The organism is Pseudomonas sp. GW823-FHT06E10 (assembly GCF_058794995.1).
The window spans coordinates 1-14,922 of record NZ_JBXAHJ010000028.1 but is presented as its reverse complement, the minus strand read 5'-3'; the positions used below and the strand labels follow the sequence as shown (position 1 = coordinate 14,922).

The 14,922-nt window shown below is 61.5% G+C and carries 9 protein-coding genes; 3 read left to right on the top strand and 6 right to left on the bottom strand.

Annotation, left to right across the window (positions count from 1 at the left end; translation table 11 throughout):
• Nucleotides 1–107 precede the first annotated feature (107 nt).
• From AC1Q6Y_RS27790 to speB, 3 genes are read right to left on the bottom strand one after another with little or no spacing between them, the layout of a single operon-like run.
• Entirely contained in the window at nt 108–1,619 is a 1,512-nt protein-coding gene (locus tag AC1Q6Y_RS27790) for a purine-cytosine permease family protein (protein WP_223504408.1), read from the bottom strand.
• Between the two features lie 55 nt (nt 1,620–1,674).
• A complete protein-coding gene (locus AC1Q6Y_RS27785) occupies nt 1,675–2,097 on the bottom strand; it encodes a YybH family protein (protein WP_492625637.1) in 423 nt (140 codons plus the stop codon).
• Nucleotides 2,098–2,106: 9 nt separating this feature from the next.
• Nucleotides 2,107–3,057 (bottom strand): agmatinase, encoded by a 951-nt coding sequence (gene speB, locus AC1Q6Y_RS27780; protein WP_492625636.1) that lies wholly within the window; start codon nt 3,055–3,057, stop codon nt 2,107–2,109.
• Between the two features lie 351 nt (nt 3,058–3,408).
• On the opposite strand from speB, the gene AC1Q6Y_RS27775 reads away from it, so the two are divergent.
• Complete coding sequence (locus AC1Q6Y_RS27775; RefSeq protein ID WP_007972518.1) at nt 3,409–4,302, top strand: LysR family transcriptional regulator; 894 nt, start codon at nt 3,409–3,411, stop codon at nt 4,300–4,302.
• 5 nt (nt 4,303–4,307) lie between these two features.
• Nucleotides 4,308–4,904, top strand: coding sequence for a tRNA-uridine aminocarboxypropyltransferase (locus tag AC1Q6Y_RS27770; protein WP_492625635.1), 597 nt, complete (start codon nt 4,308–4,310; stop codon nt 4,902–4,904).
• 145 nt (nt 4,905–5,049) lie between these two features.
• Here the strand turns inward: AC1Q6Y_RS27770 and AC1Q6Y_RS27765 are convergent, their stop codons facing one another.
• The 3 genes from AC1Q6Y_RS27765 to AC1Q6Y_RS27755 are packed head-to-tail and all read right to left on the bottom strand — an operon-like array spanning nt 5,050 to nt 9,949.
• Nucleotides 5,050–6,405 carry an HlyD family type I secretion periplasmic adaptor subunit gene (locus tag AC1Q6Y_RS27765; protein WP_057715955.1) on the bottom strand — a complete coding sequence of 452 codons (1,356 nt, stop codon included), beginning with the start codon at nt 6,403–6,405 and terminating at the stop codon, nt 5,050–5,052.
• Nucleotides 6,406–6,414: 9 nt separating this feature from the next.
• A complete protein-coding gene (locus AC1Q6Y_RS27760) occupies nt 6,415–8,574 on the bottom strand; it encodes a type I secretion system permease/ATPase (RefSeq protein WP_057715954.1) in 2,160 nt (719 codons plus the stop codon).
• Nucleotides 8,575–8,590: 16 nt separating this feature from the next.
• Nucleotides 8,591–9,949: a TolC family outer membrane protein gene (locus tag AC1Q6Y_RS27755; RefSeq protein WP_492625634.1), complete on the bottom strand. Its 1,359-nt coding sequence runs from the start codon at nt 9,947–9,949 to the stop codon at nt 8,591–8,593.
• 587 nt (nt 9,950–10,536) lie between these two features.
• Between AC1Q6Y_RS27755 and AC1Q6Y_RS27750 the strand changes: the two genes are divergently transcribed.
• Nucleotides 10,537–14,922 (top strand): retention module-containing protein (locus AC1Q6Y_RS27750; protein WP_492625633.1); only part of this gene is annotated, 4,386 nt, incomplete at its 3' end.

Genomic DNA, 14,922 nt, shown 5'->3' with positions numbered 1-14,922 from the left:
CCCCCCCCCCCCCCCCCCCCCCCCCCCCCCCCCCCCCCCCCCCCCCCCCCCCCCCCCCCCCCCCCCGCTCCCACAGGTAATGTGTTGACCGCAGGTAGTGCGTTGAATCAGGCGGCTTGACGCATCGCCGGTTTAGCGAGCGAATCCGTGCTCTTGCTGCGAGGGTCGTTCGGACCGAACACTGCGCTCGATTCCGGGAACAGGCTCAGCAGAACCAGGTACACCACCGATGCCAGGCCCAGGGTCACCGGCAGGCTGATGTCGATACCACCGGCCATTTCACCCAGCGGCCCGACAAACTGACCCGGCAGGTTCACGAAGCACAGGCCAACGGCCGCGCTCGGGATCCAGGCACCGAGGCCACGCCAGTTCCAGCCGTGGGTGAACCAGTAGCGGCCACCTTTCTCGCCGCGGGTGAACACTTGCAGGTCATCCGGGCAGTAGAAGCCGCGACGCACCAGCAGGCCGATGATCATGATCACCATCCACGGGGTGGTGCAGGTGATGATCAGCACGGCGAAGGTCGACACGCTCTGCACCAGGTTGGCCGCGAAGCGCCCGATGAAGATGAAGGCAATCGACATCACACCGATCAGCAGCGTGGCCTTGACCCGCGACAGCACCCGAGGGAACACGCTGGACATGTCCAGGCCTGTGCCGTACAGCGAAGTGGTGCCGGTGGACATGCCGCCGATGACCGCGATCAGGCACACCGGCAGGAAGAACCAGCTCGGCGATACCGCCAGCAGACCGCCGACATAGTTGTTGGCCGCGATGTAGTCCGGTGCCTTGACCGCTACGATAGTGGCGGTGACGAGGCCGAACAGGAACGGAATCAGCGTGGCGAGTTGCGCGGCAATCACCGACACCATGATCCGGCCTTTGGGCGTATCACGAGGGATGTAGCGCGACCAGTCACCGAGGAACGCACCGAAGGAGATCGGGTTGCTCATGGCCACCAATGCTGCCCCGATGAACGCAGCCCAGAATCCGGCCTGGCCCATGGCTACGGTGCCGGCGTACTGACTGTCGAATGCAGGGGCGAAAGCGAAAACGCCCAGAAGGAACAGCAGGCTGGCCGCCCACACCGCAATGCGGTTGACCCACAGCATGAAGCGGAAACCATAGATGCACACGGTCAATACCAGCAGCGCGAACAGACCGTAGGCCAGGCCCAGGGTCAGATCGGTTTCCGGTAGATCGATCAGGCGTTTGGCACCGCCCACCAGTGCATCGCCCGAACTCCAGACGGAGAGCGAGAAAAACGCGATAGCGGTCAGCAGCGACAGGAACGAACCGACGATTCGCCCGTGCACGCCGAAGTGCGCACCGGAAGAGACGGCGTTGTTGGTGCCGTTGATGGGTCCGAACAGGCCCATCGGCGCCAGGATCAGCGCACCGAGTACCACGCCCAGCACAATCGCCCAGACGCCAGCCTGAAAGGACAGGCCGAACAGCACCGGGAAACTGCCGAGCACGGCGGTGGCAAAGGTGTTGGCGCCGCCGAAGATCAGGCGAAACAGATCGCTGGGCTTGGCGTCACGCTCATTGTCCGGGATCTGTTCGACCCCGTTTGTTTCGATGCTGCTAAGGCTTTTTTCGTTGTTTTTGTTATTCATGATCAGCTCCGATCATAAAGGCGCGCTCATCGTGCGTGAGCGTCACCTGTGTTGGCTAAGGGGGTGGCAGCCCTTCCGGCATCGCGGATAAATGTTCGTGGCAGGCCAGCCATAGGCCTTGTTGTTCTTGGCCAGACGCTTGTTTCTTGAAAACAATCGTCTCGCGCTCCTGGCTGAAGTGTTGCTCCCCTTGCATGCGCAACTCGGTGGCCACGTCATGGATGAAAATCGCCACGTCACCCTGCAGGCTGACGAAAGCGTTGCTTGAGGTGCACGAGAGCACCTCGAAGCCATCCTCGGCGCGCCAGCTGTCCCACATCGCCTGATAGGCGTCGCGCGACAGCAGGGGCTGTTCGAGGGTGTAGAAGACGAAGCTGGCATCGGCGCTGAACGCGCCGAAGTAGGCTTCGCGATCGTTACGGGCAAAAGCGGACACCAGATCGGCGGCGGCCTTGAGAACCTGATCACGTTCGCTCATGACCGATCCTCAGCGGTGGACTACGCCAGGCAGTACGCAGAGCATTTCGTACAGCAGGTTGGCGGCCAGCAGCGAGGTGTTGCCGGTGGTGTCGTAAGCGGGCGAGACTTCTACCAGATCGCAACCGACCAGGTCGAGGCCTTGGCAGCCACGAACGATCTCGATTGCCTGAATGGTCGTCAGACCGCCGATTTCCGGGGTACCGGTGCCAGGTGCCCAGGCCGGGTCGATGCCGTCGATGTCGAAGCTCAGGTAAACAGGACCGCCGCCGACTTTTTCGCGGACTTCAGCCATCAAGGGCTCCAGCGATTTGTGCCAGCACTCTTCAGCCTGAACCACACGGAAGCCCTGGTTGCGGCTCCAGTTGAAGTCGTCAGCGGTGTAGCCCTGGGCGCGCAGGCCGATCTGCACGACACGGTTCGGGTCCAGCAGGCCTTCTTCAACGGCGCGACGGAAGGTGGTGCCGTGGGCGATTTTCTCGCCGAACATGTGATCGTTCACATCGGCGTGGGCATCGATGTGCACCAGGCCGACCTTGCCGTGCTTTTTATGGATGGCACGCAGGATCGGCAGGGTGATGGTGTGGTCGCCGCCCAGGGTCAGCGGGATCACGTCGTGTTCGAGGATGTTGTCGTAGGACTCTTCAATGATCCGTACGGCATCCAGCAGGTTGAAGGTGTTGATCGCGATGTCGCCAATGTCGGCAACCGACAGCGAGTCGAACGGCGCAGCACCGGTGGCCATGTTGTACGGGCGAATCATTACCGATTCAGCGCGGATTTCGCGAGGCCCGAAGCGGGTGCCGGGGCGCAGGGAGGTACCGATGTCCAGGGGCACGCCTACGAAGGCAGCGTCCAGGCCGGCAGCGGTATTCAAATGGGGGAGTCGCATCATGGTGGCGATGCCGCCGAAGCGCGGCATTTCGTTGCCGCCCAGTGGTTGGTGAAGAATCTTGTCCACGGGTAGGGCCTCATCGTCGTTGTTTTATTTATGTCGGTTGCGCCGTTCACGGAAGGGACGGGCGCACCTTGTGGCGCCGATTCTGCGAAATGTAGTGGCCGGGAAGAATCGCTACGGGCAAATACTTAGTTCAGATTTTTCTAAACTAATGGAAGTGGCGGCGTTAGACTTCACCCCATACGCAAAACCCAATGCCGGGAACAAACCTGGTGGGAGCGAGCTTGCTCGCGATAGCGGTGGGTCAGTCAACATTGATGTTGGCTGTTACGCCCTCATCGCGAGCAAGCTCGCTCCCACCAGGATTTGCATTGAATCGAGCATTGCGCGTCACCCCGAGATCGGAGCATTTCCATGGCCAACGCTTTACCCGACCTGAAACTATTGCGCATCTTCGTCAGCGTGGTGCGCCATCAGGGGTTCGCCAACGCCCAGCAGGAGCTCAATCTCTCGACGTCGGCCATCAGCACCTACATGAGCCAGCTCGAAGCAGCCCTTGGCCTGGTGCTGTGCCATCGCGGCCGTGGCGGTTTCAGCCTGACCAGCAAGGGCGAACTGTTCCATCAGGAAACCCTGCGTCTGTTGGGCGAACTCGAAGGCTTCGAGCAGTACGCCGCCGCCCTCAAGGGCGAGTTGCGCGGTACCTTGAACCTGGGGGTGATCGACTCCACCGTCAGCGACAAGGCCCTGCCGTTCGCCGAAGCCATCGGCGCCTACAGCCAGGAACACCCGGCCGTGCACTTGCACTTGTCGGTGATGAGCCCTTACGAATTGCAACTCGGCGTGCAGGACAACCGTCTCGACCTGGCCATCGGTGCGTTTTCCACGCGCATGAGCGGCCTGGTGTACATGCCGCTGTACCGTGAACAACACTGGTTGTATTGCAGCACGCGGCATCCGCTGTTCAACGAGCGGCGCATTCCCGAGCAAGTAATCACCCAGCAGCGCATGGTCGGTCGTGGTTATTGGAGCCAGGCCGAACTGGCGCGCCACGGTTTCAAGCACAGTGCCGCGACGGTAGAAAGTATGGAGGCCCAGTTGATCCTGGTGCTGTCCGGCGCCTACATCGGTTACCTGCCGGAGCACTACGCCCAGGCCTGGGCCGACAAGGGTGACTTGCGGGTGCTGCTGCCGGCGACCTTCGGTTATCAAGCGCCGTTCTCGATGATCGTGCGTCGGGGCCGTAGCCGCGAGCCGCTGATCCAGACATTCCGCGACTTGCTTAAAGCTCAACTGAATCAGGCGTAGAGACGATGTCCAGAATTCAATGTCAGCGTTGTCTGCGCCCGCAAACTCATTGCCTGTGCCCGCTGATTCCCAGCCTCGACAGCCGCACCCGGGTACTGTTGTTGCAGCATCCGAGCGAAGTGAATCATGCGTTGAACACCGCGCGTCTGGCGGCGCTTGGGTTGACGAATGCCGAGTTGATCGTCGGCGAGGTGTTTGAGGATTTGCCAGCGCTGTTGAATCAGCCGGGGTATCGGGCGCGGTTGCTGTTTCCCGGCGAAGATGCCCAACCGATGAAGGCTTGTGCCGCGACAGACGAACCCTTGCTGCTGGTGGTCCCGGATGGTACCTGGCGCAAGGCACGCAAGATGCTGCACCTCAATCCGCTGCTGGCGGCGTTGCCAAGGATGACGCTGGCCGAGGGCGGTGTGTCCCGCTATCGGTTGCGCAAGGCACCGGGACCGGGGGCGTTGTCGACGGTGGAGGCGATTGTGCAGGCGCTGGAAACCCTCGAAGCGCCGACTTCGTTTGCGCCATTGCTCAAACCGTTCGAAGCGTTGATCGAGGGGCAGATTGCGGCGATGGGGGAGGAGGTTTACCAGCGTAATCATTCTGAAAAATGATTGGTGGTCTTGCCGGCCTAATCGCGAGCAAGCTCGCTCCCACAGGTTCAGTGGCATTCGCAGATTTTTTGTACGACACGGACACTGTGGGAGCGAGCTTGCTCGCGATGGCGGCAGATCAGTCACTGCAGATTCTGGATACTGCCTACCGCTCCCGCATCGCCTCGGTCCGCGCCTTCAACACCGGCTTGAGCAGATAATCCAGCACCGTTTTCTCCCCGGTAATAATGTCCACCGTCGCCACCATCCCCGGGATGATCAGCAGTGGTTTCACATCCCCGCCCAAATGGTTTTTGTCGGTTCGCACCTGAATCAGATAGAAGCTGTTGCCCTTATCGTCGGTGATGGTGTCAGCGCCGATCAACTCCAGCTTGGCGCTCAGGCCGCCGTAAATGGTGTAGTCGTAGGCACTGAACTTGACCATGGCTTTCTGGCCCGGATGCAGGAATGCAACGTCCTGTGGCCGTACCTTGGCCTCGATCAGCAGGTTGTCTTCCAGCGGCACGATTTCCACCATGTCACTGCCGGGCTGGACCACGCCGCCGATGGTGTTGACCTTCAACACCTTGATGATGCCGTGCACTGGCGAGACCACGGTTGTACGGGTCACGCGGTCGTCGATGGCGATGCTCGAGGCCGTGATTTTCGACAGGTCAGTGCGTTTCTCGTTCAGCTCTTTGGCGGCCTCCGAGCGGAAGGTTTGCTCCGACTCGTCGATCTTGCTTTTGATTTCGTTGATCGCCGATTCCGCCCGGGGAATCGCCAGTGTGGTGGCGTTCAATGAGCCGCGAATCTCCACCGCGCTGCGTTTGAGCCGCAGGATTTCCACCGGTGACACCGCCCCCGTGCCCACCAGCGGCGCGGACATGTTCATCTCTTGTTGCAACAACGCCAGGCTTGAACTGAATTGACCCTGTTTCGAGCGGAACTCCGCTAACTCCTGGGTTTTTTGCCGTAGTTGTTCGCTCAGGGTGCGCTGCTCGCTGGCCAGTCGCCGTTGCCGCTGTTCGTACAACGAACGCTCGTCTTCAGCCACTTGCGGGGCTTTGGCGATCACTTCTTCCGACAGCTTGAACGGCCGGCCTTCGGCTTCGGCCGAAAGCCGTTCGACCTGCGCGGTCAAGGCAAAGCGATCGGCTTCGCTTTCGCCCTTGTTCGACAGGTAGCGGGTGTCATCCAGGCGCAGCAAGGTGTCGCCCTTGTTCACCATCTGTCCTTCACGGACGAAAATTTCAGTGACGATGCCGCCCTCCAGGTTCTGGATCACCTGGACCTTGCTTGACGGAATCGCCTTGCCTTCGCCCATGGTCACTTCCTGCAACACGGCGAATTTGGCCCAGACCAGTGCACTGACCAACAGCGCGGCCGCCAGCCACACGGTGATCCGCGACCAGCGCGGTGAGTCCTGCAAGGAGGCGCCGGCGGTTTCCGGCATGTACTCGGTTTCGGCACTTTTGTTGAAACTGTCGAAGTAGCCACGGGAACCTTGATCGGCAGACATGGGCGACTCCTAGACGGCCGCAGAGCCGACACGGCCCTTGCGCAGTGCATCGATGACCGCGTCTTTCGGACCGTCGGCGACGATCCGTCCGTTGTCCAGTACCACCAGCCGGTCCACCAGGCTCAGCATCGAGGTGCGGTGGGTCACCAGCAGGATGGTTTTGCCCTGGACCCATCCGTGAAGTTTTTGCCGCAGGACGTCTTCGCTGCTGTTGTCCATGGCGCTGGTGGGTTCGTCGAGCAGCATGATGGGCGGGTCGAGCAACATCGCCCGGGCCATCAATACGGCCTGGCGCTGGCCGCCGGACAACAGTTGCCCGCGTTCACCCACGGGCCGGTCGAAGCCTTGCGGGTGTTGCCGGGCCAGTTCGGTAACGCCGGTCATCTCTGCTACTTCGAGCATGCGTGAGTCGCTGATATAGCGCGCGCCGAGGGTCAGGTTGTCGCGCAGGCTGCCGGCCAAAAGCGGCAGGTCGTGGGCGACGTAACCGATTTGATGGCGCAGGTCGGCGACGTCCAGTTGCCGCAGGTCCAGACCATCGAGCAGCAACTGGCCTTCATCCGGTTCGTAGAAGCCCATCACCAGTCGCGCCAGGGTACTTTTGCCTGAGCCGCTGCGGCCGATGATGCCGATGCGCTCGCCAGGTTTCACACTGAAGCTGGCATTGGCCAGGGCAGGCGCACTTTGGCCGTTGTAGTGGAAGGTTACGCCGACAACATCCAGTGCGCCTTGCAGTTGGGTGCGCTCCAGTGGCCGTTGTCTGGCGTCGCGCTCCTGGGGCAGCCCCATCAGCGCATCGGTGCTTTTCATGGTCAGTTGCGCTTGCTGGTAGCGGGTGATCAGGCCGGCGATCTGACCCAGTGGTGCAAGTACCCGGCTACCGAGCATGTAACTGGCCACCAGGGCTCCGACGCTGAGGTTGCCGGCGATGATGCTGTAGACCCCGGCGACGATGATTGCCATGCCGGACAGTTGCTGGATGAACAACGTGCCGTTAGTGGCCAGGGCCGAGAGGTTGCGCGCGTGGCTGTCGAGGCGGGTGAGGGCGCCGTGGGTGCTTTCCCATTTGTGCTGGCGTTCGCTTTCGGCGCTGCAGGCCTTGAGGGTTTCCAGGCCGCTGAGGGTTTCGATCAGCAGTGCCTGGCGTTCGGCGCCCAGGCTGAGGCTTTTTTGCACGGTATCGCGCAGGCGCACCTGGATCACCATGGCGAAGATGATGGTGATGGGAAACGCCAGCATCGGGATCACCACCAGCCAGCCACCGAGCAGGCCGATCACCAGCAGCATCAGCAGGCAGAAGGGCAGGTCGATCAGGCTGGTGAGGGTCACGGCGGTGAGAAATTCCCGCAGGCCCTGAAAGTCGTGAATGCTTTGGGCGAAGCCACCGATGGTCGCCGGCCGTGCTTTCATCGCCATGCCGGTGATGCGCTCGAACAGGGTGGCCGACAGGATCACATCGGTTTTCTTGCCGGCGGTATCCAGCAAGTGCGCGCGCACAACTCGCAGCACCAGTTCGAAAGCCGTGCCGATCAGCAAACCGATCGCCAGCACCCACAAGGTCGAAGTGGCCTGGTTCGGCACCACGCGATCGTAGGTCTGCATCACGAACAGCGGCACCATCAGTCCCAGCAGGTTGATCAGGAAGCTCGCCAGGATCGCATCGCTGTACAGCCATTTCGACAGCTTCAGCGTATCGCGAAACCAGGCCTGGACCCGAGGCACCAGCGGCGATCGCAAGTCTTCGAGTTCGTGACGTGGCCGGGCGAACAATGCCTGGCCACTGTAGTGTTCGGCCAGCTCCTCTGGGCTGAGCCATTGTTCGCCGCCGTCGGCTTCGCTGGGCAGGATCAGCACCTTGCCGTCCTCGCCATAACGACGCAGCACAGCCGTGCGGCCGTTGTTGAGCAGCAGCAGCACGGGCAGGTTGAGCGAGGAGATGTCTTTGAGGTCGCGGCGCAGCAAGCGCGCCTGCAAACCGGCCCGGGCCGCTGCACGGGGCAGCAGGTCCAGGCTCAGGCGTTGGTGTGCCATGGGGAGCCCGGCACTGAGGCTGGCGCGACTGACCGTCGCGCCGTGGAGTTTGCAGAGGATCAACAGACCGTCCAGAAGCGGGTCATCGAAGCTCAGGCGCGGATCGACACCGGTGTTGCCGGGTTCCATGCTGGTCATTGAACCCTCCCGTGCACTACTTCATGTCAGGTAGACGAGCTTCGTTTTTCACTTCGGTCTGGGCGATCGCGTCGGCGGGCAGTACGACCCGTTGCTTGCTCAGCAACTGGCCCATGTTCGCCAGGACACGGTACATCGAGAACTCTTCGGTGTAGCGCACTTCGGTGTAGCGACGGTTGGCGTTGTAGAGCTCGTTTTCGCTGTCGAGCAGGTCCAGCAGGGTCCGTTGGCCGAGGCCGAACTGATCCTGGTAGGCGACGCGCACGCGCTTACTGGTGTCGGCGTATTCACGGGCGGTCGGGGTTTGTTTCTTGGCGTTGACCATGGCGTTCCAGGCCAGGTGAATGTTCTCGTTGAGCTGGCGCAGGGCATTGTTGCGGATGTCCATGGCCTGGTTGATCTTGTGCGAGTCGGAGGCCAGGCGCGCCTTGTCGCTGCCGCCGCGGAACAGGTTGTAGTTCATCACCACGCCGACCCGCCATTCGTTGTCGTGACCTTCCTCACCCTGCAGGTTGTTGTTCGCGCCCACCGCCGCCTCGGCGTCGAAGCGTGGGTAGAACGGCGACTTGGCGACTTCGTACTGGCTTTCGGCTGATTGCACGTCGGCCTGGGCGGATTTCAGGTAAGGGTTGTTTTCCACCATGCTCTGCTGGGCTTCGGGCAGGGAGGCAGGGACTTCGCCGCGAATCGACGGCGGAGTTTCGAGTTCATCGGGCATGCGCCCCACAACGGCATAGAAGTTCGACTCGGCATCGGCCAGATCGACTTCGGCGGTGTCGAGGTTGTTTTCCGCCAGTGCCCGGCGAGCGCTGGACTGGTCGGCATCGGCGTTGCTGCCCACGCCGCGCTGGGTGCGCAGGCCGATCTGGTCGTTGACCCGCAAGTGCGCTTGCAGGTTGTTCTTGGCCAGGGTCACCAGTTCGCGGCGCTTGAGGACTTCGAGGTAAACCTCGGTGGTGCGCAGGGCCAGATCCTGAGCCGTACCCTGAGCGTAATAGGCTCGCGAGTTGACCACGCCTTTGGTGCGTTCGACCTCATTGGAAGTGTTGAACCCGTCGAAGAGCATTTGCCGCAGGCGCAATTCCGACTGGGTGTAGTTGAGAATTTCGGTGTGGTGATTGCCGAACGCCCGGGTATTGGTGTTATCGCTGTACCCGCGCCCGTAGGCGGCGTTCAAATCAACCGATGGATAAAAGCCCCCTTTGGCGACCTTCACGTCCTCATCCGCCGACAGTCGGCTGTCCACCCGGGATGCCAGTTCCGGGTGGGTCGCAATGGTGCTCTGGATCGCTTCGGTCAGCGTTATGGCCTGCGCCTGGGACGAGCAGGCCATGGCCAAAAGAACCGCGCTACAGAGGGGGGTTAATAGGCGCATTTACATCTCCCTGATTCCTGATGGTGCTTGTCTGTCGCCAATTATTTGACGAAATTTACCGGTAAAGTTGTTTCACATCTTTAACAAAAGAGCTAAGAACATTCTGGAGCGTAGCCAAGAAATTTTTTTCATAACGGATATGCCAAAAAAAACTTATGCGCTCTGCAAAATCCAGCACATTGTTCAATTAGAAAGCCCTTGTTTTATGGGCTCTAGGGCGCTCATCAGGGTTTTAGGAAAGTTCCAATCCACTTATCGAAATAGAGCGGAGAAGTGCTGGAGGGGAGGGATGCGAGCGATCTTGTGGTGACGGTTTTTTGTCACTTGAGTGCTTCGAGATCGTTACGCATCGCTCACAGGCAACGTTGTTGCGAACAGGGATCCGATGCCATTGATTGCAGAGGGATTTTCCCGAAATCGTAAACAGCGCCGTGAGCGACTGGCTGGGCGAGATCGTTGCCGGGGCCACGGCTTACTCAAGTAAACCGGCACCCGGAACACGATCCGCCAGACAACCCGCTCGAGCCATGAGCACGTTCTTCGCGCAATCAAGGTGCCGACAGCGGTTGGCGGCGGAGGAAGTGCACATGGCAACGCTCATCGGAATCGTCAGTAAGGTCATCGGTCAGGTGTTCGCGGTTGCGAGCGACGGCACCCGGCGTGCTTTGGTCGAGGGGGACCGGCTGTTCGCTGGCGACCGACTGAGCACCGGCGCTGAAGGCGCGGTGGCGGTACATCTGCAAAATGGCCAGGAACTGACCCTCGGGCGCGACAGCAGCATGCAGATGACGCCGCAGTTGCTCGCCAATCAGATTCCCCATATCGACTCACCCGAAGCGGTGACTCCGAGCGAAGCGCAACTGACCGATGTCGAACAGCTGCAAAAAGCCATTGCGGCGGGCGACGACCCGACCCAAACCGCTGAAGCCACCGCTGCCGGGCCTGCCATGACTACCGGAGTACCGGGCGGCATCCCGGGCAGTGGCCATAGTTTTGTCATGCTCGAAGAAGTGGGCGGGCGAGTCGATCCGGTCATCGGCTTCCCCACTGCCGGGTTCAATGGCATTCCCGAATTTCCCGAAGAGCGCCTTAACGTTAATCCGGACATCGCTGTAGCGGACGAAGCCCCTGTGGTGCCGCCGCAGGTGCCGAACAATCCGGTCACCTTCGTCGGCCTGTCGGAGCAGAACGGCGAGCGGACTGTCAATGAAGCCAACCTGGCCGACGGTTCGGCGAGGAACGAAGTTTCGCTGACGCGAAGCGGCACCTTCACCATCAATGCGCCAGACGGGCTGACCAGCCTCAGCATCGGCACAATCAACTTGATCAGCGGCGGTGTGGCGGCAGGTTTTCCGCAGTCGATCACCTCACCTCTGGGCAGTACCTTGACCATCACCGGTTACGACCCGGCCACGGGCGTGGTCAGTTACAGCTACACCCTCAACCGTGCCGAAACCCACGCAAGCGGCGAGGGTGCCAATAGTCTTGCCGAACACGTCACCGTGGTGGCCAGCGACAGCAATGGCGACAGCGTTACCGGTACGCTGGATATCAGCATCATCGACGACGTGCCGCAAGCAGTTGATGACAACAATGGCACCGCCTCGGAAACCCTGCTGACCCTCAACGGCAACGTGCTGAGCAACGACGTGCAGGGCGCGGACCGGGTGACGCTCGGTGAAAACAGCGGGCCGATCACCCCCGGTACCTTCACTGGCACCTACGGCACTTTGGTGCTGAATGCCAACGGTACTTACACCTACACCCTGAACACCAGCGATGCCGACTTCCAGGCGTTGCACGGCGGCGGCAATGGCACGGAAACCTTCGCCTATACGCTGACAGACGCCGATGGCGACAGCAGCACCGCCAACCTGGTGCTGCAAATCCACAACAACGATGACCCGATCACGATTGGCGGTTTGAATGCCGGGGGCGGTGAGTTGACCGTCTTCGAGAAAAACCTCAGCGACGGCAGTGCACCGGATGCCACTGCCCTGACCCAGAACGGCACCTTCACCGTCGCCGCCCTCGACGGCGTGACGACCCTGACCGTCGGCGGCATCGCCGTGGTCACCGCTGGCGTGGCCGCCGGTTTCCCGCAATCGATCACCACCCCGCTGGGTAGCACCCTGACCATCACCGGGTTCAACGCGGCGACCGGCGTGGTCAGCTACAGCTACACGCAGGTCGATAACGAAGCCCACCCAATTGCCAACGGCGCCAACACATTGCCCGAGCAGTTCGCCGTGACCGTGGTCGACGACAACGGCACCACTGCCACCGGTTCTCTCGACGTGAACATCGTCGACGACCTGCCGAACGCCGTGGGCGACAGCAATGGCACCGCCTCGGAAACCCTGCTCACGCTCAACGGCAACGTGCTGAGCAACGACGTGCAGGGCGCAGACCGCGTGCCGCTCGGCGAAAACAGCGGGCCGATCACCCCCGGCACCTTCACCGGCACCTACGGCACTTTGGTGCTGAATGCCAACGGCACTTACACCTACACCCTCAACACCAGCGATACCGACTTCAAGGCGTTGCACGGCGGCGGCAATGGCACGGAAACCTTCGCCTATACGCTGACAGACGCCGATGGCGACACCAGCACCGCCAACCTGGTGCTGCAGATCCACAACAACGATGACCCGATCACGATTGGCGGGTTGAATACCGGGGGCGGCGAGTTGACCGTCTTCGAGAAAAACCTCAGCGACGGCAGTGCACCGGATGCCACTGCCCTGACCCAGAACGGCACCTTCACCGTCACCGCCCTCGACGGCGTGACGACCCTGACTGTCGGCGGTATCGCCGTGGTCACCGCTGGCGTGGCCGCCGGTTTCCCGCAATCGATCACCACTCCATTGGGCAGCACCCTGACCATCACCGGGTTCAATGCGGTAACCGGCGTGGTCAGTTACAGCTACACGCTGGTCGATAACGAAGCCCACCCAACTGCCAACGGCGCCAACACATTGCCCGAACAGTTCGTGGTGACCGTGGTCGACGACAACGGCACCACTGCCACCGGTTCTCTCGACGTGAACATCGTCGACGATCTGCCCAACGCCGTGGGCGACAGCAATGGCACCGCCTCGGAAACCCTGCTCACGCTCAACGGCAACGTGCTGAGCAACGACGTGCAAGGTGCTGACCGCGTGACGCTCGGCGAAAACGCCGGCCCGATCACCCCCGGCACCTTCACCGGCACCTACGGCACTTTGGTGCTGAATGCCAACGGCACTTACACCTACACCCTCAACACCAGCGATGCCGACTTCCAGGCGTTGCACGGCGGCGGCAATGGCACGGAAACCTTCGCCTATACGCTGACAGACGCCGATGGCGACAGCAGCACCGCCAACCTGGTGCTGCAAATCCACAACAACGATGACCCGATCACGATTGGCGGTTTGAATACTGAGGGCGGTGAGTTGACCGTCTTCGAGAAAAACCTCAGCGACGGCAGCAACCCGGATACACCGGCCCTGACCCAGGACGGTACCTTCACCGTCACCGCGCTGGATGGCGTAACCACCCTGACCGTGGGCGGCATCGCCGTAGTCATCGCTGGCGTGGCCGCCGGCTTCCCGCAATCGATCACTACGCCGCTGGGCAGCACCCTGACCATCACCGGGTTCAATGCGGTAACCGGCGTGGTCAGCTACAGCTACACGCTGGTCGATAACGAAGCCCACCCAACTGCCAACGGCGCCAACACATTGCCCGAGCAGTTCTCCGTGACTGTGGTCGACGACAACGGCACCACTGCTACCGGTTCACTCGACGTGAACATCGTCGACGACCTGCCCAACGGTGTGAACGACAGCAACGCCAATATCGCCTCGGAAACCCAGCTGACCCTCAACGGCAACGTGCTGAGCAACGACGTGCAGGGCGCGGACCGGGTGACGCTCGGCGAAAACGCCGGCCCGATCACCCCCGGTACCTTCACCGGCACCTACGGCACCCTGGTGCTGAATGCCAATGGCACATACACCTACACCCTCAACACTAGCGATGCCGATTTCAAAGCCCTGCACGGTGGTGGCGACGGCAGCGAAACCTTCACCTACACAATCACCGATTCGGACGGCGACAGCCGTACCGCCTACCTGGTGCTCAACGTCTCCAACAACGACAATCCGGTGACCCTCGACGGCCTCAACGTGTATGGCGGTGAGCTGACGGTCTACGAAAAAAATCTCGGCGACGGCAGCAACCCCAACGCGTCGGCCCTGACCCAGAGCGGCACCTTCACCGTCACTGCACTCGACGGTGTAACGACCCTGACTGTCGGCGGCATCGCCGTGGTCACCGCTGGCGTGGCCGCCGGCTTCCCGCAATCGATCACCACCCCGCTGGGCAGCACCCTGACCATTACCGGGTTCAACGCGGCGACCGGGGTAATCAGCTACAGCTACACCTTGAACGATAACGAGGCGCACCCAACCGCCAACGGTGCCAACACCCTGCCTGAGCAGTTCGCTGTGACCGTGGTCGATGACAACGGCACGACCGCCACGGGGAGCCTCGACGTGAACATCGTCGACGACCTGCCGAAAGGCGTGGACGACAGCAATGCATCAACGGCTTCAGAAACCCTGCTGACCCTCAACGGCAACGTGCTGACCAACGACGTGCAAGGCGCCGACCGCGTGCCGCTAGGCGAAAACGCCGGCCCGATTACTCCTGGTACCTTCACCGGCACCTACGGCACCCTGGTGCTGAATGCCAACGGCACTTACACCTACACCCTCAACACCAGCGATGCCGACTTCAAAGCCCTGCACGGTGGTGGCGACGGCACCGAAACCTTCACCTACACAATCACCGATTCGGACGGCGACAGCCGTACTGCCTACCTGGTGCTCAACGTCTCCAACAACGACAATCCGGTGACCCTCGACGGCCTCAACGTGTATGGCGGTGAGCTGACGGTCTACGAAAAAAATCTCGGCGACGGCAGC

Coding starts and splice junctions, on each gene's coding strand:
- AC1Q6Y_RS27790 (WP_223504408.1), bottom strand. CDS start 1,619: ATGAATAACAAAAACAACGAAAAAAGCCTTAGCAGCATCGAAACAAAC.
- AC1Q6Y_RS27785 (WP_492625637.1), bottom strand. CDS start 2,097: ATGAGCGAACGTGATCAGGTTCTCAAGGCCGCCGCCGATCTGGTGTCC.
- AC1Q6Y_RS27775 (WP_007972518.1), top strand. CDS start 3,409: ATGGCCAACGCTTTACCCGACCTGAAACTATTGCGCATCTTCGTCAGC.
- AC1Q6Y_RS27770 (WP_492625635.1), top strand. CDS start 4,308: ATGTCCAGAATTCAATGTCAGCGTTGTCTGCGCCCGCAAACTCATTGC.
- AC1Q6Y_RS27765 (WP_057715955.1), bottom strand. CDS start 6,405: ATGTCTGCCGATCAAGGTTCCCGTGGCTACTTCGACAGTTTCAACAAA.
- AC1Q6Y_RS27760 (WP_057715954.1), bottom strand. CDS start 8,574: ATGACCAGCATGGAACCCGGCAACACCGGTGTCGATCCGCGCCTGAGC.
- AC1Q6Y_RS27755 (WP_492625634.1), bottom strand. CDS start 9,949: ATGCGCCTATTAACCCCCCTCTGTAGCGCGGTTCTTTTGGCCATGGCC.